Source organism: Helicobacter suis (genome assembly GCF_902196135.1).
Lineage (GTDB): Bacteria > Campylobacterota > Campylobacteria > Campylobacterales > Helicobacteraceae > Helicobacter > Helicobacter suis_A.
In genome coordinates this window covers 68,357-89,604 of the sequence record NZ_CABIKE010000004.1, presented here as the reverse complement: position 1 = coordinate 89,604, position 21,248 = coordinate 68,357, and the positions used below count along the sequence as shown (strand labels likewise).

Genomic DNA, 21,248 nt, shown 5'->3' with positions numbered 1-21,248 from the left:
GAGTGTTTGTGGTTAATGCCAGCTGGTTACACATCAGCTTAAATCTCCATTACAAAGGTTTAATGACATGGAAACTTTAAAAAATCGGTTGCGTGCGGATTTTACAAGAGTCCCTCAAGAATTGCAAGTCCCCAATCTTTTATTTTTACAAAAAGAGAGTTACGAGGCGTTTTTATACGCTAAGGATGGGAAAGAAAGCGGGATTGAACGGGTCTTTAAGTCCGTATTCCCCATACACGATAGCCAAAATCGTATCACATTAGAATATGGAGGCTATGAATATGGCGAACCCAAATACACCGTGCGCGAGGCTATGGAAAGGGGCATCACCTATTCGGTTTATCTCAAAATTAAGATTCGTTTGATTTTATGGGAAAAAGACCCTAAAACAGGAGAAAAACTAGGGCCAAAAGACATTAAAGAACAAAGCATTTTTATCCGTGAAATCCCTTTAATGACGGATCGTACCTCTTTTATTATCAATGGTGTTGAACGGGTGGTGGTTAACCAGTTACATAGAAGCCCCGGGGTGATTTTTAAAGAGGAAAAATCCACCACTAGCACGAATAAACTTATCTATGCCGGTCAGATTATCCCAGATCGCGGATCGTGGTTGTATTTTGAGTATGATGTAAAAGATATTTTGCATGTGCGCATTAACAAACGCCGTAAAGTTTCTGCGACGATTTTATTTAGAGCCATTGGTTATAGCAAACAAGACATTATCAAGATTTTTTACCCTCTTTTAAAAGTGCGCCACAAAGTGATCAATGGCGAGAGCAAATATTATATTCCATTTGAAAGCATTATGGTAGATAGCCGCCTTGATTTTGATCTAAAAGATGAAAAAGGGCGGGTTTTGCTAGCGGCTAGTAAAAAAATCACGGCTAAAAAGGCTAAAGAAATTAGAGAGAGTGGGGTTAAATGGGTGGAGTATCCCACTAAAATTTTACTCAACCGCTATTTAGCAGAACCTATTATGGATACAAATCAATCTGTATTGTTAGATGCACTCACTCTTTTAGAACAACCTAAATTAGACAAAATTCGCGAGGCTGGCATTGATGCATTTGTAATTGCCAATGATCTAGCATTAGGCCATGACGCCTCTATCATTAGATCTTTTACATCTGATGCTGAGTCTTTGCGCAATGAATCGCTTAAATTACTCAAACAAAGCGAAAAAATTGAAGATGAAAGCGCTTTGGCTGCAATCCGCATTTATAAAGTCATGCGCCCGGGTGATCCCGTTACAACTGAAGTGGCTAAAACTTATGTACAACAGCTCTTTTTTGATCCAGAGCGCTATGATTTAACAATGGTAGGCCGGATGAAAATGAATCATAAACTGCATTTAAAAGTGCCTAATTATGTAACCGTTCTTACCCATGAAGACATCATTGAGACCGTTAAATATCTCATTAAAATTAAAAATGGACAGGGGCGTATTGATGATCGCGATCACTTAGGTAATCGCCGTATCCGTGCGGTGGGCGAATTGCTCTCTAATGAATTGCATGAGGGCTTAATGAAAATGCAAAAAACCATTAAAGATAAGCTCACCACGATGAATAACGCATTAGATTCACTCATGCCCCATGACTTAGTTAATTCTAAAATGATTACCAGCACGATTTTAGAATTTTTCATGAGTGGCCAGCTCTCCCAGTTTATGGATCAAACAAATCCCCTCTCAGAAGTTACGCATAAACGCCGACTTTCAGCTTTAGGTGAAGGTGGGCTTGTTAAAGATCGCGTGGGTTTTGAGGCGCGCGATGTACACCCCACCCACTATGGCCGTATTTGCCCTATTGAAACCCCTGAGGGGCAAAATATCGGGCTTATTAACACCCTTTCTACTTTTACGCGGGTTAATGATTTAGGTTTTATTGAAGCGCCTTATAAAAAGGTGGTTGAGGGGCATGTGGGCGAACAAATTGAGTATTTAACCGCTATTCAAGAAGAAGGGCATGTGATTGCACCGGCTAGCACAGTTGTAGATTCTAAGGGTTATATCCAAGAGGATTTAGTAGAAACCAGAGTGGGGGGCGAAATTGTGCTTAATGAAAAGCACAAGGTTACCTTAATGGATTTAAGTTCACGGATTTTAGTAGGTGTAGCCGCCTCTTTGATCCCCTTTTTAGAACATGATGATGCTAACCGCGCTTTAATGGGAACTAACATGCAACGCCAAGCTGTACCCTTGTTGCGCTCAGAAGCGCCTATTGTAGGAACGGGTATTGAAAGCGTAATTGCACGCGATTCATGGGGCAGTATTAAGGCTGAGCGTAAGGGCGTGGTAGATGAAGTGGATGCGGGAAATATTTATATTGTTGAAAAAGACCCCCAAAAAGGCCCGCATATCACCTCTTATTTGTTACAAAAAAATCTACGCACCAACCAAAACACCTGTTTTAATCAAGTACCTATTGTCAAAGTTGGCGATGTGGTAGAAGAAGGCCAAATTATTGCCGATGGCCCTAGCATGGATAAAGGCGAGCTAGCTTTAGGTAAAAATGTCCGTGTGGCTTTCATGCCTTGGAATGGCTATAACTTTGAAGATGCGATTGTGGTGAGTGAGAAAATCATTAAAGAAGATGTTTTCACCTCTGTACATATCTATGAAAAAGAAATTGAGGCTAGAGAGCTTAAACATGGCATTGAGGAATTTACCGCAGATATTCCTGATGTCAAAGAGGAGGAGGTGGCGCATTTAGACAGCGGGGGGATTGTAAAGATCGGAACTTATGTGGCCCCGGGCATGATTTTAGTGGGGAAAGTTTCGCCTAAGGGGGAAATTAAAAGTACACCTGAGGAGCGTTTGTTGCGCGCTATTTTTGGGGATAAGGCCGGGCATGTGGTCAACAAATCGCTTTACTGCCCGCCTTCGCTAGAGGGGACTGTAATTGGGGTTAAGATTTTCACTAAAAAGGGTTATGAAAGAGATACCCGGGCTACTAATGCTTATGAAGAGGAAAAATGGGTCTTAGATGATAGGCATGATAAACATTTTAAAATGATTGATAAAGAGGAGCTTTTACAAATCAGTGATATTTTCTCCCAAGAGCCCCTAGAGGAAGAGGCTGTGTTTAATGAAATCACCTATCCGAAAGGCTCAAAAATCCCTAGAGAAGTTATAGAGGGGAGTAATCGCTTTGGGTTGATTTCTCTAGCTAAAAAGTACAGCAAAGAGGTACAAGACCGTTTTGAACAAATTAAGATCAATATCTTAGAACAAAAGAAACTTTTAGGTCAAGGGCATGAGAAAAAACTTTCTATCTTAGAAAAAGATGATATTTTACCCAATGGGGTGATTAAGCTGGTTAAAATTTACATCGCCACTAAGCGCAAATTAAAAGTGGGCGATAAAATGGCCGGACGGCATGGCAATAAGGGCATTGTGTCTAATATTGTACCTATTGCTGACATGCCCTATACAGCTGATGGCGAACCGGTTGATATTGTGCTTAATCCTTTAGGCGTGCCAAGCCGCATGAATATTGGGCAGATTTTAGAAGTGCATTTAGGGCTTGTGGGCAAAGAGCTAGGCAAGCAAATTAAAGCCCTTTTAGATAGCCAGACTAAGGATTTTATCGCCAAATTGCGTTCTAAAATGCTAGAAATTGCCCATGTAGTTAATGTAGATAACCAAGCTCTAGCCCAAATACTAGAAAGTTGTAGCGATACAGATTTGCTTAGCTATGCTAGAGACTGGAGCTCTGGGGTGAAATTTGCTATCCCTGTTTTTGAGGGCATCTCTGAAGAGCAATTTATGGAGCTCTTTAAGCTAGCTAAGATTGATTTAGACGGCAAAACTGAGCTTTATGATGGGCGTACAGGTGAAAAAATGAAAGAGCGGGTGAATGTGGGTTATATGTATATGCTTAAACTCCACCACCTAGTAGATGAAAAAGTACACGCTAGATCTACCGGGCCTTATTCTTTAGTAACCCACCAACCAGTGGGCGGTAAGGCACTCTTTGGCGGGCAACGCTTTGGGGAAATGGAAGTGTGGGCACTTGAGGCTTATGGAGCCGCACACACGCTTAAAGAAATGCTCACGGTTAAATCAGATGATATTAAAGGACGGGAAAATGCCTATAGAGCCATTGCTAGAGGTGAGCATGTGGGCGAATCAGAAATTCCAGAAACTTTTTATGTTTTAACTAAGGAATTACAATCCTTGGCTTTAGATGTGAATATCTTTAATGAAGAAGTAGATGAATTTGGCATGCCAAAACCCATTGTGATTAAAGAGGACGATCGCCCTAAAGACTTTAATTCCTTCCAACTCACACTAGCTAGCCCGGATAAAATCCGTGAGTGGAGTTATGGGGAGGTGAAAAAATCAGAGACGATTAATTACCGCACCCTTAAACCCGAACGAGACGGGCTTTTTTGCATGAAGATCTTTGGGCCCACTAAAGATTATGAATGTTTATGTGGCAAGTATAAAAAGCCGCGTTATAAAACCATTGGAACTTGTGAAAAATGTGGGGTGGCTATCACTAGCTCTAAAGTGCGATCTTTTCGTATGGGACATATTGAGTTAGCCACTCCAGTAGCTCATATTTGGTATGTTAACTCTCTACCAAGCCGCATTGGTACGCTTCTTGGCATCAAAATGAAAGATTTAGAACGGGTGCTTTACTACGAAGCTTACATTGTTAAAGATCCCGGTCAAGTTTGTTATGACTTAGAGGGCACTAGACCTGTACTTAAATACGATATTTTAAATGAGGAGCAGTTTCAAAGTATCCAACGCCACTACAGCGATCAAGATTTCAACGCCCAAATGGGAGGCGAGATCATTAAAGAACTCTTAGAAGAATTAGACCTTGTTAGTTTACTTGAATCGCTTAAAGAGGAAGTTAGAGACACACATTCAGATGCTAAGAAAAAGAAATTAGTCAAACGCTTAAAAGTGGTGGAAAGCTTTATTAATTCAGGAAATCGCCCTGAGTGGATGATGCTTACGGCTTTACCCGTACTACCACCTGATTTAAGGCCTTTGGTGGCTTTAGATGGAGGCAAATTTGCGGTAAGTGATGTTAATGAGCTTTATAGAAGAGTGATTAATCGCAACCAACGACTCAAACGGTTAATTGAACTAGGCGCACCTGAAATTATTGTGCGCAATGAAAAACGCATGCTCCAAGAAGTGGTAGATGCTTTATTTGATAATGGACGCAACGCGAATGCAGTGAAGGGAGCCAATAAACGGCCACTTAAATCCCTTTCAGAAATTATCAAGGGCAAACAAGGGCGCTTTAGACAGAATTTATTAGGTAAACGGGTGGATTTTTCAGGCCGTAGCGTCATCGTGGTGGGGCCTAATTTAAAAATGGATGAGTGCGGATTGCCTAAAAATATGGCGCTAGAACTCTTTAAACCCCATTTATTAGCCAAATTAGAGGAAAAGGGCTTTGCCACTACGCTAAAACAAGCCAAGCGCATGATTGAACAAAAAAGTACCGAAGTTTGGGAGTGTTTGGAGGAAGTGGTGAAGGGTTATCCGGTGCTTTTAAACCGCGCGCCTACTTTACATAAACAATCTATCCAAGCTTTCCACCCAAAACTCATTGACGGTAAGGCAATCCAATTACACCCCCTTGTGTGCTCAGCCTTTAACGCCGATTTTGATGGGGATCAAATGGCTGTACATGTACCTTTAAGCCAAGAGGCAATCACGGAATGTAAAGTTTTAATGCTTAGTTCTATGAATATTTTATTGCCCGCTAGTGGTAAGGCTGTAGCCGTACCTAGTCAGGATATGGTTTTAGGGATTTATTACCTTTCTTTAGAAAAAAGTGGCGTTTTAGGCGAACATAAGCTTTTTTCAAGTGTGGCTGAGGTTTTAATCGCTGTGGATACTAAAGAATTAGATGTACACGCTAAAGTACGGGTTTTACAAGATCGCCATATGTTACAAACCACAGCCGGACGCCTTATTATTAAATCTATTTTACCGGATTTTGTGCCTGCACATTTGTGGAATAAAGTGATGAAGAAAAAAGACATCGGGGCTTTGGTAGATTTTGTTTATAAAGAAAGTGGCATTGGCCAAACGGCTAGCTTTTTGGACAATCTAAAAATGTTAGGTTTTAGATACGCGACTAAGGCCGGGATTTCTATCTCTATGGAGGATATTATTACACCGGCTAATAAAAACCGCATGGTAGAAGTGGCTAAAGAGCAGGTTAAAGCAATCCAAGCACAATTTGAAAGCGGGCATTTAAGCGATCAAGAGCGCTACAATAAAATTATTGATATTTGGACAGAAGTCAACGATTCTATGAGTAAGGAGATGATGGAGGCTATTTCTAAAGATAAAGAGGGCTTTAACTCTATTTATATGATGGCTGATAGCGGGGCGCGTGGCTCAGCTGCTCAGATTCGCCAACTCTCTGCTATGCGTGGACTTATGACTAAACCAGATGGCTCTATTATTGAAACGCCTATTATTTCTAACTTTAAAGAGGGCTTGAATGTATTAGAGTACTTCAACTCCACTCACGGGGCGCGCAAAGGTCTAGCCGATACCGCACTTAAAACCGCTACAGCGGGCTATCTCACGCGCAAACTCATTGATGTTTCTCAAAATGTTAAGGTGGTACAAGAGGATTGTGGCACGCATGAAGGCATTGAGATTACAGATATTACTGTGGGTAGTGAACTAATTGAGCCTTTAGAGGAGCGCATCTTTGGGCGGGTTATTGTGGAGGATATTTTAGATCCGCTTACAAATGAGATACTTTTTAGCGCAGATACTCTCATCACAGAGGAAAAAGCCAAACGCATTATTGAGGCTGGGATTAAATCTGTCATTATCCGCACTCCCATAACTTGTAAGGCACAAAAGGGTGTGTGCGCAAAATGTTATGGGCTTAATTTAGGCGAGGGCAAGATGATTAAACCGGGTGAAGCTGTAGGCGTGGTAGCAGCACAATCAATTGGCGAGCCGGGCACGCAATTAACCCTAAGAACTTTCCATGTGGGCGGTACGGCCTCCAGAAGCCAAGAGGAGCGCGAGATTATCGCTGAAAAAGAGGGCTTTGTACGCTTCTTTAACATTGAAACCTACCAAAACAAAGAGGGGCATAATATCATCACCAACCGCCGTAACGCCGCTATTTTGGTGGTTGAGCCTAAGATTAAAGCCCCCTTTGATGGGGTGCTTAAAATTAACAATGCCCATGAGGAAATCTTTTTAAGCGTAATAGGAGAGAGAGAGGCTAAGTTTACTTTGCGTAAAAGCGATGTGGCTAAGCCAAGCGAGTTAGCTGGAGTGGGGGGTAAGATTGAGGGAAAATTTTATCTACCCTATAGCCATGATCAAGAGGTTAAATACGGCGATAGCATCGCAGACATCATTAAAGATAGCTGGAATGTGCCCCACCGCATTCCCTATGCAAGCCAAATTGCCATTCAAGATAATGAGCCTATCGCTCAGAATATCTATGCCAAAGAAAAAGGCATTGTGCAGTTTTACTATTTAGAAGGGGATCATTTAGAACGGTTTGAAGCGGTAAGAGCGGGGGAAGTGGTACAAGAAAAGGGCTTGTTTGCGGTGGTGGTGGATAAAAACGGACAGGAGGCTATCCGCCACTACATTGCTAGAAATTCTTTAATGCAGGTAGGCGATAAAAGCCCAGTTGAAACGCATACACTTTTGGCTAAACCTAGTGTGGAGGGCAAAACCACGATTGCTAGTTGGGACCCCTATAACACACCTATTATTGCGGATAAAAGCGGGGTGGTGCGCTTTGTAGATATTGTAGCAGGGGTGAGTGTAACCGAAACAGAGGATGAAAATACGGGGATGCGATCTTTGGTGGTGAATGAATACATCACTGGGGGGCTTAAGCCTAGTTTGGTGATTGAAAATCCTAATCAAGAAAATATCTTTTACCCACTAGAGCCTAAAACCTCTATTGTGATAGCAGAGGGCGCACAGGTAGAAGTGGCCGATGTGCTAGCAAAAATCCCTAAAGCTACGGCTAAGTCTAAGGATATTACCGGCGGTTTACCCCGTGTTTCAGATATTTTTGAGGCCCGCAAAAGTAAGCCAAAAGATCTGGCCATTTTAAGCGAAATGGATGGGCAGGTGAGCTTTGAAAAACCCGTGCGCAATAAAGAACGAATCTGTATCACCGCTAGTGATGGAAGACAAGCAGAGTACTTTATTGATAAAGGCAAGCAGATTTTAGTCCGGCCGGGCGAATTTGTACACGCCGGTGAGGCAATTACTGATGGGGTGGTCAGTAGCCATGATATTTTGCGCATTAGCGGGGAAAAAGAACTGCATAAATACATTGTAAGCGAAGTACAACAGGTTTATAGACGCCAAGGGGTCAATATCGCAGATAAACACATTGAAATTATTGTTTCGCAGATGTTGCGCCAAGTGCGGATTTTAGATAGCGGGAATACAAAGTTTATTGAGGGGGATTTAGTGAGCAAGAAACATTTTAGGGAGGAAAACCAGCGGATTTTACAAGCTAAGGGCGAACCAGCCATTGCTGAACCCGTGTTGCTTGGTATTACCCGCGCGGCTATTGGCAGCGATAGCATTATTTCAGCTGCCTCGTTTCAAGAAACAACTAAAGTGCTCACAGAGGCTAGTATTGCGATGAAAAAGGACTTTTTAGAGGACTTAAAAGAAAATGTAGTTTTAGGGCGCATGATTCCTGTGGGTACGGGGCTTTATAAGGATAAAAAGGTAGGGGTAAAGATTGAAGAAGAGCAAGAAGTGATTAAAGATACTTAAGGCATCAAGAGGGAGGGGAGTAAAAAATATTTTCTACACGGGTTATAAAATGAGGGCGGTAGAGGGTTAGCGTCCGGTTTTAAGGGCGGTTTGTTTTGTGTAGGTGTGAAAAATATCTTTGTGTAGCATAAAATCTTTAAGCTTGCATTTTCCGGATTTAAGGGTGATGCAATCTTGATATTTTTTTAACCACAATATGACAAAAATCATTGCTATATTCCATAGAATACACTTTAATAACGGCCTTTTTAGGTGATTGAATATCTAAAATGCACACGGTAGAGTACTCCATCTGGTTAGGTTTTTCTGTATAAAAATCAATATCGCTATTATCAAAAGAACTTCTGTTTTTAGAATACCCAATCTCACAGTAAAATTTCCCCATTCCATCATCTGTATCATTTGCATAACAATTATCACTCACTAAAAAAGCCATTTGGATTTTTTGCCCTTTTTGTAGCCATTCTGTTTTATAAATCCCCTGCCATGCGCGCACAAACGCAGGGAGTTCATGGCTATCTAAGTTAAGAGAAATACACACAAGCAACAAGGCGATGATGTTGTTTTTGTGGTTGTAAAGTGGCAATTTTTGTAATTTTTCCTTATATTGGAATCTTTGCGACATCGGTTGTTTGTGGGTTGTATAAAGGCATAACTACTGCATTTGATCAAAGCGAGGATATTTTAAACAAACAAGGCGACTAGTGAAAAGCATTAGACAATAGCAAAGTTCTAAAGAGTTAACCTAATTGTCCTCTTCCTCTTCTTCCTTGTTTAAATTATCCTGCTGGGCATTATAGTAGCGCCCTTCTCTTTCTTGTTCTTGGTTTTGCACACCACGAGGGAAAGACACCTCATATGCGGGTACTAAAATTCCTTTGAGTGGGTTTTCTTCTCCCTCTTTTGTTGTTAGTTCTAGGATATATAAAATTAAAGCTGGTTTCTCTTTTATTTCAGTTACTACTCTTTGATGCGACAGTCGCGGGAATTTGCGCTTTAAGTAGTTCCCCTCCACTTGAGTATTCCGCTTTGCTACCTTCCATTCATCCACTTTTTCACGACCTTCGTTATTAAAATACACATCCCAAAGATCATCTTTCTCATTAAGATAATTTAATATTTCTTCATGTTTAAATTCTTGCTCAAATTCTTCAAGAAAACCCAATATTTCCCCTTTACTCACTCCTCTACAAACCTTATAAAACCCTTTTTCTTCAAATTCCTTTGATTTAACGAATGCAGATAAGATTCTTAGGTTTTTCTCATGTACTTGCTTATCTTTTACAAAACGATAGACACCAAAAAATGACGAGAGCTTTTTATTTGTTCGTATTTGGGCATTTCTCATCTTATTTCCAGATGTAGGCCGTAATCTAGCGACTTTTTTAACAGCTAGCCCAAAATCAAGAGGTGTTCCTCCCTCCTCATTCATCCTTTTTAATTGTGCCATAAGATCATTTATAGCATCTGTGATCTTTTTAAATTTTTCTTGAATCTTTTTTGGTATGTAGATTTTGCACAAATCCTTATAATCATCTCGATAACCAAACCAGCGACCCATTTGCATGAGTGTGTCATAAAATTCGGAGTCTCGAATAAAATAGCTCACACTTAAGCCCTCAAGTGTAAACCCACGCGATAAACTTGCCCCTCCCACCACAATTACATTTAATTTTTTATCCTTTGGATAACTAAATTCATCACTCTCTTGGTTGACTAGCCGAACCTGCATGCTAGTTAGAGTTTCAGGCAACACTTCTTGCACTTGCTCCCACAAATGTTTATGATCTGCAAATCTGCGATCAAAAACATTCTTTGCCTCTGTAATAAAATCGCCCAAACTCCCTTTTAGTTCTTCTAATTTTTCAGATATTTGTCTTTGCTCAACATTAGAGCGGCTAACATGGACCAACATGCTGTTATGTTTTTCTTGCCCTCTTAAATACCTTATGGTTATATTAAGACAAAAAACAAAGATAGCTTCTACCAAGCTCTCGGGTAATTCTAAAATCTGGTGTTTCTTTTTATGTTTTAGAGGAAAGGCTTCCTCATAGTCTTCTATGTTTATCAGAAATTTCTTTGGGTAATCTATAAAAATTTTTTGTGCTCCAAAGTAGTTTGTGGCCGTCTTAAGGGCACGGATAAAATCCTGTGGAAACAGATCGGGGAGATTATCCTTTTTAAGATTGTAATTGATAAAAATATTAGCAAAGGGTGTAGCTGTGTAGCCGACATAGGAATATTTTTTAAAACGATTCAAAATCTCTCTAATCTTTCTATTGATGGCACTGGCTTTTTTCTTAGCTTCTTTGGTATCAACAGAGGCATAATCTGACTCATCATCAACAAGCAATATGGCATGTTCTGAAATTCCCTTATCCTTATAAGCATCAAACCATTTCATAAGGGCATCCAGTACTTTGCTGTTTTTCTTTAAAACTGCATAAATAGGTACTTCCATTTCCAAATTAAATCGAGCATCCCTATCAGAATCCCTTTTATTAAAGTCATAGTCCTCTGTTGTCAGGCTAATGGGTTGCTTTTTACCTAGCATACCAAACACTTCATTGAGGCGTTTTTGCGTTTGGCTTCTTAGATTTTTTTTATCTCCAGCAAGAATAACGATGAATTTATACCCCGCATCCATAGCTTTGTGAATCAAACAGGTATAATTTAGGGTTTTACCTGATTGCACATTCCCTACCACCATGCCATAGATACCAAAATTATTCTCTTCTGGATTGCCGATTTGATTCATAATCGCGTCTGTATCTTTATCAAGCGCTTCAACCACCTTTGAAGGGTAACTCTTGAGGTATTTTTTTAGCCTATCCCAGTAAAAATTATTATTTTTAGATTTAAACTCCGTATACCACCTAGTATTTCGTTTTCTTTGTTCCTCTCCTTGTAAAGACATGCCCACTTCCATTTTTATGTTAATAAAATGATCGCTTAAAACTTGGTATAGTCTTGTATAGTCATCTTCGCTCATTTTTACACCATCACCAACGCTAAACACGAAAGACGCCCGTCCTAATGAAAAGAGGTCTCTAATATTTTGGATACAATCGGTTATGTCCTTTAAACTAACTTCAGATTTTTCGTTAAGTCTGTTTCTTGCAAATTCAAAAACTTTTTATAATTAGAATCATCCATTCAACTATTCCTCATCTAAAAATTCTAAAAAGCCGGTCAAAAACTCAAAACTAACCAATCCGGGTGATTATAGCACGAAATACACACCAAGCACACCCAGCTCTAAACTACAGATTTAGTTAAAATTTCAGGTTTAAAAAATCTCGCACATTCACAATTTAGTTTAAAGTTTTACTAATGTATCTAAGAAGTAAAACACGGGCAAAGCCCCAGCCTTTGCCCTAAACTTCTCTAAAAATTGATCACATAATTAGCATAAACGGCTATATTGCGTCTAAAAGTGAAGGTGGCTTGCCTGTGTGCCCCAGTATCACCGATTATCTTTGGTGTTGTGAAATACGGATCATCAATAGTAGGGATACGCACGCCAAATTCAAAACCCTGATGTTTACTAAAGTTAGCCCTAAAGCCGACATTAAAGATAAATTGCACATAACTAGGAGATGACTTACTACCAAGTAGTCTTGCTATTTGATTAAAAGAATGATTCATTGTAGTACAACCAGTGTAATCACCCTGTGCATTGAATGCTGGCCATAAACATTGCCCTTGATGATAGGCTTTCCCCATTAACCACGAACTCCCTCCAATCATTACGCCTAAGGCCATCCCAAAGGTTTTATCACCTCTTTCATAGAAGTTATAAAGCGCGTCTATCCCTGCACCATAAAAGAGATTAGCCGAAGGTTGGCTAAAACTATAGCTAGGAGAATTATAAAAAGAACTAGAATACCCCGGGACATGAATAGTAGCACTCCCCCCCTGACCGCTAAAAAAGCCATAGTAGCGCAAACCAAAACGCTTTTTAGTCCCAAAAAATTGTTTGTACCCTATCTGAATATCTGCCCCAAAGAGGTTACCATTATACTTGTTGGTATAGCTAAAAGCTTGGGACTGAACCACCCCATTATAAGAATACGCCCCACTAAAAATTTTATCCGCACCACTAAAATTAGAATACTCAAAACCGCCCTCTACAAATGCGCCATTTTTCTCTGCACTTAAAGGTACTAAAGAAATAAGACTAAGCGCGCCGACTAAAGTAATAGAACGAATAAAAACTAGAGGGAAAACGCTACGCGTTTGCTGTTTGCTGTTTGCTGTTTGCTGTTTGCTGTTTGAATCAATGATACCATAAAGACCCTTTCAAAAAAATATAAAGTCATATCCTAGCAAATTTAAAAATAAAATGTCAAATATGCGTTTGGGCTAAAACTTGATAGCTAAAAATTAATGCGTCTCAAAATATTCTTGGATTTTTTGGCGATTATGGGTTTGGCTTAAGGCTAGCATTAAAAGCACCCTAGCCTTTTGAGGGTTGAGATTATCGCTAGTTAAAAAGCCATATTTAGAATCATCAATTTCACCTAAAGGTGTGATAAATCCACTCCCCACGCGGCTAGAGCGCACCACCACTACACCTTGTTTAACTGCATTAGCTAGTGCATTTAACACGGCCGGATAAAGATTACCATTACCCACCCCAGCACTAATAATTCCTTTAGCGCCATGTTTGATCGCACTTTGGATCAAATCTGCATGATCATTAGCATGGCTATAGATAATATCCACGCGAGGCATTTGATCAATCTTAGCAATATCAAAAGCACTCTCTAGCGTGTGTTTGCGCAAAGGTTGCATGTAAAAGCGCACATGCCCATAAATCACCTTCCCTAAAGGACCACTATTAAGAGATTTAAAAGTAGCCACATCTGTCGTGTGTGTTTTACTCACTTCTCTAGCCGCATGGATCTCGCCATTCATCACCACTAAAACCCCCTTGCCTTTAGATTGGGGATTGCTAGCTACTGCAATTGCATTATAAAGATTAAGAGGGCCATCTGCGCTTAAAGAGCTAGCATTGCGCATCGCACCAACCATTACAATAGGTTTATGGCTTTTAATCACCAAATCTAAAAAATAAGCCGTTTCCTCCATTGTATCTGTACCATGTGTGATCACCACTCCATCTACATCTTTTTTAGAGAGTAAGGCCTGTACCCGTTTGGCTAGTTTGAGCCAAATTTGATTATTCATTTCTTGAGAACCGATATTGCTTATTTGCTCAGCTCTGAGATTAGCTAAGTCTTTAGCCTGTGGGATTACACTAATCAGACTATCTACAGATAACGCCCCAGATTTATAAGCACTATTTAGCGCACTAGAAGATTTCCCGGCGATAGTTCCCCCTGTAGCAAGAATATACAAATTAGGTTTTGCACACACAACCCCCACTAACGCCATTACAATCATAAATGGATAAAACAACCTCAACATACACACTCTCCACTATTTATATAAATTTTACCCACTAAGGTCTGATTCTTTAACTTTAAAATAATATTGTAACAGAAAATAAAACTTCCAACCCTTTTCTCAAATAAGCCTAAGATTTTGCATGTTAAAATATTGACTCAGCTGAGAAAAACATAAGGAGTTGTTGATGGGGTATTTAAGCCATTGATGTTTGCGGTCTTTGTGAGCCGCGTGGCACATGTTGAAGTTGGCTACGCTAGGGATTCTAGCGTGCTTGTTAATCCTTTAAAATTATCCGTTTTAAGTATCGGGTCTTTGGTTGCTGGTAAAGAAGAGAGGCGTACTTTTAATGCTATGTTTGATGCCTTCGTTTTAGGCAACACTAAACAAGTACTCAAGCGATTAGCAGCCCCTAAAACTACAAACATCTTATACCGCCGGCGCAGGGATATTATGGGTCAATCTAATCTGACTATTTTAAGCCTTGAAGCTTTAATTGCTGGTAAAAAGATAAGACGGCTTTTTAATGCTAGATTTGATGCCCTAGTTTTGGGTGATGCAGATCAAGTGCTTAAGCGTCTGACAGCCCGTAACTTTTCAAATATCTTATCTCACCAGTACGATGATTTCGTGAGCAAGTGCCAAAAACATGTCAAGGTCCACCTCCCTAAAATGGGTTCAGGAGTATCACCAACTTCTACCTTTCATGCCAGTTTTCACTGGAAATTTTAGGCGCTCTTGGTGATAACCCCTCCCCCTAAAACGCAGTCTTTTTCATAGACCACGAGCGCTTGCCCCAGAGCCACACCATAAACCGGCTCTTCAAAGGTGGCGTGGATGGTTTTATGATTTAGAGTGATTTTAGCTTTAGTGGGGGTGCTTCTATAGCGCACCTTAACCATGTAAGTGCCTGTTTTAAAATTAGAAGGCAAGGATTTATTTTCAGCCTCTAGAGTAAAGATTGCTAGATCCTCTTTTTCGCCTACAATAATCTCATTGCTTTTAGCATGGATACCCACAACAAAATGAGGCGTATGTGCCCCTTGAACTGTAAAACCCTTGCGTTTGCCAATTGTATAGTGCATATAACCCTTATGCGTGCCCACCACCTCCCCTTTTAAATTACGCACCAGACCCTTTTGATCCACATCAATATGCTGTTTAAGCGTGTCTATATAAGAACCCTCTACAAAGCAAATTTCTTGGGATTCTTTATAAGTTTGTAAGTCTCCTAAAAAGGGCATCACTTCTAGAGCTTTTGGTTTGATCTCACTTTTTAACAAGCCACCTAAGGGAAAGATGAGCGCATCAATGGCGCGTTGTGGGAGCGCGTATAAAAAATAGCTTTGATCTTTACTCAAATCAAAGGCCTCTTGAATGCGTAGCACACCCTCCAAATCCATTAATCTAGCATAATGCCCTGTAGCTATTTTTTCACACCCACGATCAAGGGCAAATTCTAGCCCTAAACCAAATTTCATCAAAGGGTTACACAGAGCACAAGGGTTGGGTGTTTGGCCACTTTTGTAGGTGTCAATAAAAACTTGATAAACCTGTTTTTTAAAAGATTCTTGTAAATCCACCACTTCAAAGGGGATATTCAAAAAAGAGGCCACTTCTTGGCAATTTTTAATATACATGGCATGTTTTTCTTCTTTCCCATGTAATTTTAAATACAGCCCTAATAAATCATGCCCAGCCTGCTTTAACAAATAAGCGCTATAAGAGCTATCCACCCCTCCACTCATCAAAACAGCAACTTTCACGGCCTAACCTTCTTATTTAATAGGGCGGCATTATAACACATTTTAACAACCCACCGTGAGTCTAGCCGTGAGGCTAAAGCTTTGTTGTGTCTCTTGTTGTTTTTCTATTTTAAAGCGCATAGGGAAATGATTGGGGTAAAAATCTAGGCTTTTAACCATGCATTGTTTTTTAAATTTTTGGCTAAAAAAGCTCACTTTCTCTTGGGCTTTTTGTAATAATGCATCCTGCAACGCTACTAAATCAGATTCTTGCATTTTGGCATAAAGGGCGGGTGTATTGAGTACAAATAAAGCATTTTTTGTAACCACTTCAGAGATTTTACCTTTAAGGGCTTCATACTCGCTTAGCTTAGAAGTAGGGATTTCACAAACCATTAAAGCATGCAAAGAATAGCCGTTTAACTCTTGTTTAAAAGTGTAATGGGGTTCTAGGCTGTAAGAAGTTTGTTGGCATAAATGGCTATCTTTTGCCAGATCATTAATTTGTTTAAAACTCTCTTTGATACTTTGCTCTTGTTCAGGGGTTAGTTTTTCTGTTTTTAAGAGCCCATTAGCGCTACTAAAAAGAAGATGCGCGCTATAACTTCCGGGCATCACCACTTGCTTACTTTGGATTTGCATGGTAATTTCACTACCACTTTTAGCTTTGTGTTTGCCCAAAACAAAGCGTTCAAAGGCAAGCCCCCCGATAAAACAACCTAAAAACACCACCGCCAACACTAAGCTTAAAACATACCGCATATGATCTCCTTTATCAATTAATCTAATTCAACAGCATCTAAGGCCTGTAAGCGCGCTGCCATTTGTTCTACCTCATCTGGCTTATAATGATCTTTAACATGGGCTAGTACCTCCTGTGTTAGGGTTTTGGCTTTATCATTGAGTGCCTTGTCTAAAGCGATATTTTGGGTTTCATTAGTGAGTACGCTTTTATAAATAGACATCTTTAGAATAATCCACTCAATATGGCGCATGATTTTACTCAAACCCTGTTCTAATCCTGTATTATTCTCTAAACTTTTACGGCTACCCTGCACAAAGGCCTCTAACACCTTTGAAAAATCCTGAAAATGCGCGCCAATTTCTGTACTTAGACTTGTTACTCCTGAAAAAGCCTCCTCTAACTTATCAATTTCCTCTTTAAAGCCACTCAAATTACCTTTAATACTGCTAACTTCCTTAGCCACCCTTTCAGCAAGTTTTCTAATTTCATCAGCCACCACCGCAAAGCCCCGTCCATGCTCTCCACTTCTAGCTGCCTCAATAGCTGCATTTAAAGAGAGTAGGTTAGTCTGATCGGCAATATCTTTAATAATATCAGCAACCTGCATGATAAAATCCATGTTTTTCTTCAACTCTTCTACAACCGTGTTGGCATGTAAACAATGCGCGCTAAAATTATCTAAATTAGTGTGGATACCTAAGATTTCATCTTGGCTTTTTAAAGAACTCCCTTCAATATTTTGCGCTAATTGCTTATTCTCTGTACACTGCTGTACTCTCCGGCTAAGTTCGTTTAATATGGCTAAAATCCCCTTAGCACCCCCTCCCATTTCTAATAATCGTTGTACAATCTTACTATTATTGCTTGCAATGATTCCATCAACATGGGATTTAACATGCACTCCATATTGTTTAAAAATCCCCCGATACCCCTCTAAAAAGATGTTGCGATAATCCCTACCTTCTTTAGCCGCCTGTACACACGCATCCATTTCGCGGAATAAAGATTCGATTTGATCTAAAAGATCGTTTAAACCATGCATCATAGCGCTATAAGGGCTCTTTTCATCAATATCTACAATGCGGCATTCTAAATACCCATTTCTAACCTGAGCAATAAACTCATGGATCTTCTGAATAGAAGAATCTGAATCATCTGAGAGCCATTTAAACATGCATGATCCTTATAATCGTTGTAGCTGGTTGACCCATTGGTGGTAATCACAACCCTGTTCTTGTAAAACCTGTTGGAGGGCTTTTAAACTAGCCTGTATCCCCTGTGTTTTTTCAGCAGATAACAAAGAAGTATAAAGAGGGATGATCACCTTAAGGGCTTTTCTATTGGGGGCTCTTCGAACAGAATAATACCCGATAGAATTTTGCGATTCATCTACAGAGGCGGTTACATTGGCAAAAACCCAGTAAAAATGCCCATCAAAGGTTTTATTTTTGATGTAGGCAAAAATTTCATGCTGGGCTTTGATGTTATCCCAGAGGAGTTTAAAAATGACCTTAGGCATTTCTGGATGGCGCACCACGCTATGGGGTTTATACAAAAGGTCTTTTTCTCCACTGCCCCCCACAATGTCTATAAAGGGTTTATTCGCATAAGTGATCACTCCCTTTAAATCCGTCTTAGTAACCAAAAAGTGATCTTCATTCACAAACTTTTCCATGTAACCCTTTTTTATTCTTGTACACATAGCCCATCAAAGGGCAACAAAACCTAAACGCGTTTACCAATATCGTCCAAAAACTAGCTTTTTGACACCTCCTTATGGCTAAGCTAAGGGTTTTATGGCGCTAGTTGTAAAAGCCCCGCCTCTTTTAAAAAACATGAGGGTTCATAACGGGTATTTTTACGCCGATCCTCTCTAGCATAGGATAAATAAAGATGATCTTTAGCCCTAGTAACTGCCACATAAAACAAACGGCGCTCCTCCTCTAAACCTCCGTTTTGTTTGGCTAACTTGGTATTAGGGAAGCGCTTTTGCATTAAATCAATCACATACACCTCGCTAAATTCAAGCCCCTTACTTGCATGCACGGTGAGCAAATGTACCCCACTTCCACTATCCATTTCTCTAGAGTCAAGCCCTATTTCATTGATAAAATCTTTCAAATGGCCATATTTGTTAGATAGCTGCATAAGTAGTTCCCCCCGCCTTTTAATTTTTTCTAAAGCCTGTTCATAGCGGTTTGTATCCACACTCCCATCTTTATTTTTAGAGCGCTCCCGTGCAAGCTTTTGCATAATGTTATCAAACCACACAGATTGCATAATATGCTCTAGGCTTTGGGCGGGGGTTTTAAAAGAGTGGGTTTTACAAAGGATATAAAGATCTTCTAAAAAGCAGGCGATGGGTGGTTTTATTTTAGGGTGGCTTAAAAGGGGGTGATCTTTAAAATCAGAGTGGAGATTAAAAGGAGAGGTATTAGCTAAGAGATTCTCAAACAAACCCATTTGGGGGCGTTTTATACTAGGATAGGGCTCTTTTTGATTGGGGGTGAGTAAGCCCTTTAAGCTATTACCCTCGCCTAAAATCTGCAAAGCTTGGTAAAGTTCTGCACATAGCTTAGCCCCCACCCCATGCCCATAGCTTAAAATCTGCATGGTTGCTACCATTTCCTTAGGCTGGATCAAAAAAGCACAAACATCTAAGAGTAATTTCACCTCTTTAGTATCAAACAAACCCACCCCACCCTTGCGAATAGAAGGGATACCAAGTAGCCGCAAAGCTGCCTCACAGCCTTCAGCGCTAGCGTTATTTCTAAAGAGAATGGCCACTTCCTCAAAGCGCCCCCTTAGCGCGATTTGCTTAGCAATGCCTTGATATTGATCTAATAACTCGTCATAAACTAAAAGTTTAGGGGTAGAGGGGTTATTTTGTTTCACCACTTCTAAACTCTTAGGATAAATACGCGGGTTATTAGCAATCACGCGATTAGCCAAATTTAAAATAGCCCCTGATGAGCGGTAATTTTTACGCAAACTAAAAACCTGCGCGTTTGTGTATTTTTGTGTGAAATTACTAATAATAGAAATGTCTGCCCCATTGAAGGCATAAATGCTTTGATCGTAATCACCCACACAAAAAAGACTAGAGGGTTGTAGGGCGTCTAAAATAGAATCTTGTAAGGGGTTTGTGTCTTGATACTCATCGCATAAAACTTCACAAAAGGCTTCAGGTTGGTGCTTGATTTGCTCTTTAAAAAGAATTAATAGATCGTTATAATCTACATAGTGTTGCTCTCTTTTACAGTTTTCAAAAAGCCCTAGCGCGCATTCATACAACTCTGTATACTCCTCTTGCTCAGGGGTGCGCTTTAATAGCCAATCTGTAAAACTTTGCGCGCAATTTTCATTCAAATAAGAAGAATACAATTCATATAAATACTTCGCGCTATAAACCCCCTCTGTCTCTGCTAAAAAACCCTTCAATAAGGTTTGCATGTCTGTTGGTTGTTTTAAACTTAAAGAGGGGTCTTGTAATTTAAGAAAGCGGTAAGCCACAGCGTGGAAAGTCCCGGCTTCAATTTTTTCAGCCTCTTTAGTGTAGCGTGCTAAACGCTCCTTCATCTCTTGGCTTGCTTTATTGGTAAAGGTGAGTAAAAGAATTTGGCGCGGATCAATGCCACTTGTCAGCAGGTGTAAAATCCGCCCCACGATAGTAGAAGTCTTACCCGTACCAGCTGAGGCAATCACTAAATTACGCCCCAAAGGCGCTTTGATAGCCTGTAATTGTTCGCTATTAAGTTGCAAAATAACCTACCCTTGATAAATTTTAAAAAGAACGCTTTTTACCCTCTAAGATTAACAATAGCATCCACCACTTTATTACACGCATCAGAACCGCGTTTGCACCATTTGTATTCAATATTTGTAAAACCACTCTTAAGAGTAAAACCCTCGTTTTGACACCTATAACCATTAATCACAGCCTGATTATCCCCTATTACAAAAAGTTTATAGCTAGAGTCTAGTTTTTTGGTTTTAAACATGTTTTGCAAACATTTCATGCTAATAACAATGGCTTGTTTTTCGGCTTTAAAACTTTCATTGAGATCTGATTTTAGGGGGCATTTGTAACGGCCTATCTCTTTAAAATATCCATTTTCAAAGGAATACAAACAAAATCCACACATCACCTCATTTTCTTTAACCCCCGCGTCTGTATAAAGAAAATAAGCTTTTTCTAAATCTTTAAGATCATAATCTCTAAAAATAGTCTCAGATAGCGCAATACTCTTTTCTCCAATGTGATCGTAGGTACTTTTTGGAGGAATATAGTTAGTTTTAGGTTTTATAGTTCTATTTTGAGTTGTTGTTAAACAACTGCTTAGATCGTTTAGATCGCTAATTTTAAAACTTTTAATTTCAAGTTTGGAGCTATCAAAAAGGGTTTTAATTTCAGATAAACAAGTATAAATTTGGGCTAATGGATTGTCATGGTGCGAACTTAAAATATACACACCCCCAATTAATTTAGAAAACCCATAATCATGCAGCACATCTTTAAGCGTATCTATATCCTTATTTTGTTTATGTTCAATCCCTAAACACCACATTATTATCC

The 21,248-nt window shown here is 39.7% G+C and carries 12 protein-coding genes; 2 read left to right on the top strand and 10 right to left on the bottom strand.

Annotated elements, in window-relative coordinates:
- The first annotated feature begins 67 nt into the window (after window positions 1–67).
- Entirely contained in the window at window positions 68–8,770 is an 8,703-nt protein-coding gene (locus G6Q06_RS03870) for a DNA-directed RNA polymerase subunit beta/beta' (RefSeq protein WP_163565783.1), read from the top strand.
- A 157-nt stretch (window positions 8,771–8,927) separates the two neighbouring features.
- Here G6Q06_RS03870 and G6Q06_RS03865 read toward each other — a convergent pair whose 3' ends face one another.
- The 4 genes from G6Q06_RS03865 to G6Q06_RS03850 all read right to left on the bottom strand — a co-directional run bounded on the left by G6Q06_RS03865 (window position 8,928) and on the right by G6Q06_RS03850 (window position 14,200).
- Window positions 8,928–9,395 (bottom strand): hypothetical protein, encoded by a 468-nt coding sequence (locus G6Q06_RS03865; RefSeq protein WP_240329197.1) that lies wholly within the window; start codon window positions 9,393–9,395, stop codon window positions 8,928–8,930.
- A 120-nt stretch (window positions 9,396–9,515) separates the two neighbouring features.
- A complete protein-coding gene (locus G6Q06_RS03860) occupies window positions 9,516–11,762 on the bottom strand; it encodes a Z1 domain-containing protein (protein ID WP_240329195.1) in 2,247 nt (748 codons plus the stop codon).
- A gap of 395 nt (window positions 11,763–12,157) precedes the next feature.
- Window positions 12,158–12,829, bottom strand: coding sequence for an outer membrane protein (locus tag G6Q06_RS03855; RefSeq protein ID WP_240329193.1), 672 nt, complete (start codon window positions 12,827–12,829; stop codon window positions 12,158–12,160).
- Window positions 12,830–13,156: 327 nt separating this feature from the next.
- The gene (locus G6Q06_RS03850) at window positions 13,157–14,200 is read right to left on the bottom strand and encodes a type II asparaginase (protein WP_205435858.1); all 1,044 of its coding nucleotides are present in this window, start codon (window positions 14,198–14,200) and stop codon (window positions 13,157–13,159) included.
- Between the two features lie 189 nt (window positions 14,201–14,389).
- On the opposite strand from G6Q06_RS03850, the gene G6Q06_RS03845 reads away from it, so the two are divergent.
- Entirely contained in the window at window positions 14,390–14,914 is a 525-nt protein-coding gene (locus G6Q06_RS03845; protein ID WP_163565782.1) for a hypothetical protein, read from the top strand.
- Here G6Q06_RS03845 and mnmA read toward each other — a convergent pair.
- From mnmA to G6Q06_RS08540, 6 genes are all read right to left on the bottom strand, one after another.
- A complete protein-coding gene (mnmA, locus tag G6Q06_RS03840; protein ID WP_163565781.1) occupies window positions 14,911–15,948 on the bottom strand; it encodes a tRNA 2-thiouridine(34) synthase MnmA in 1,038 nt (345 codons plus the stop codon). The genes G6Q06_RS03845 and mnmA overlap by 4 nt on opposite strands.
- Window positions 15,949–15,990: 42 nt before the next feature.
- Window positions 15,991–16,689 carry a hypothetical protein gene (locus G6Q06_RS03835; protein WP_240328702.1) on the bottom strand — a complete coding sequence of 233 codons (699 nt, stop codon included), beginning with the start codon at window positions 16,687–16,689 and terminating at the stop codon, window positions 15,991–15,993.
- 17 nt (window positions 16,690–16,706) lie between these two features.
- Complete coding sequence (locus G6Q06_RS03830; protein ID WP_163533521.1) at window positions 16,707–17,846, bottom strand: methyl-accepting chemotaxis protein; 1,140 nt, start codon at window positions 17,844–17,846, stop codon at window positions 16,707–16,709.
- A 9-nt stretch (window positions 17,847–17,855) separates the two neighbouring features.
- Window positions 17,856–18,347, bottom strand: coding sequence for a PAS domain-containing protein (locus G6Q06_RS03825; RefSeq protein WP_163533520.1), 492 nt, complete (start codon window positions 18,345–18,347; stop codon window positions 17,856–17,858).
- Between the two features lie 119 nt (window positions 18,348–18,466).
- The gene (locus G6Q06_RS03820) at window positions 18,467–20,434 is read right to left on the bottom strand and encodes an ATP-dependent helicase (protein ID WP_163565780.1); all 1,968 of its coding nucleotides are present in this window, start codon (window positions 20,432–20,434) and stop codon (window positions 18,467–18,469) included.
- 38 nt (window positions 20,435–20,472) lie between these two features.
- Window positions 20,473–21,240, bottom strand: a complete 768-nt coding sequence (locus tag G6Q06_RS08540) for a hypothetical protein (protein ID WP_240329192.1) — start codon at window positions 21,238–21,240, stop codon at window positions 20,473–20,475.
- Window positions 21,241–21,248 lie beyond the last annotated feature (8 nt).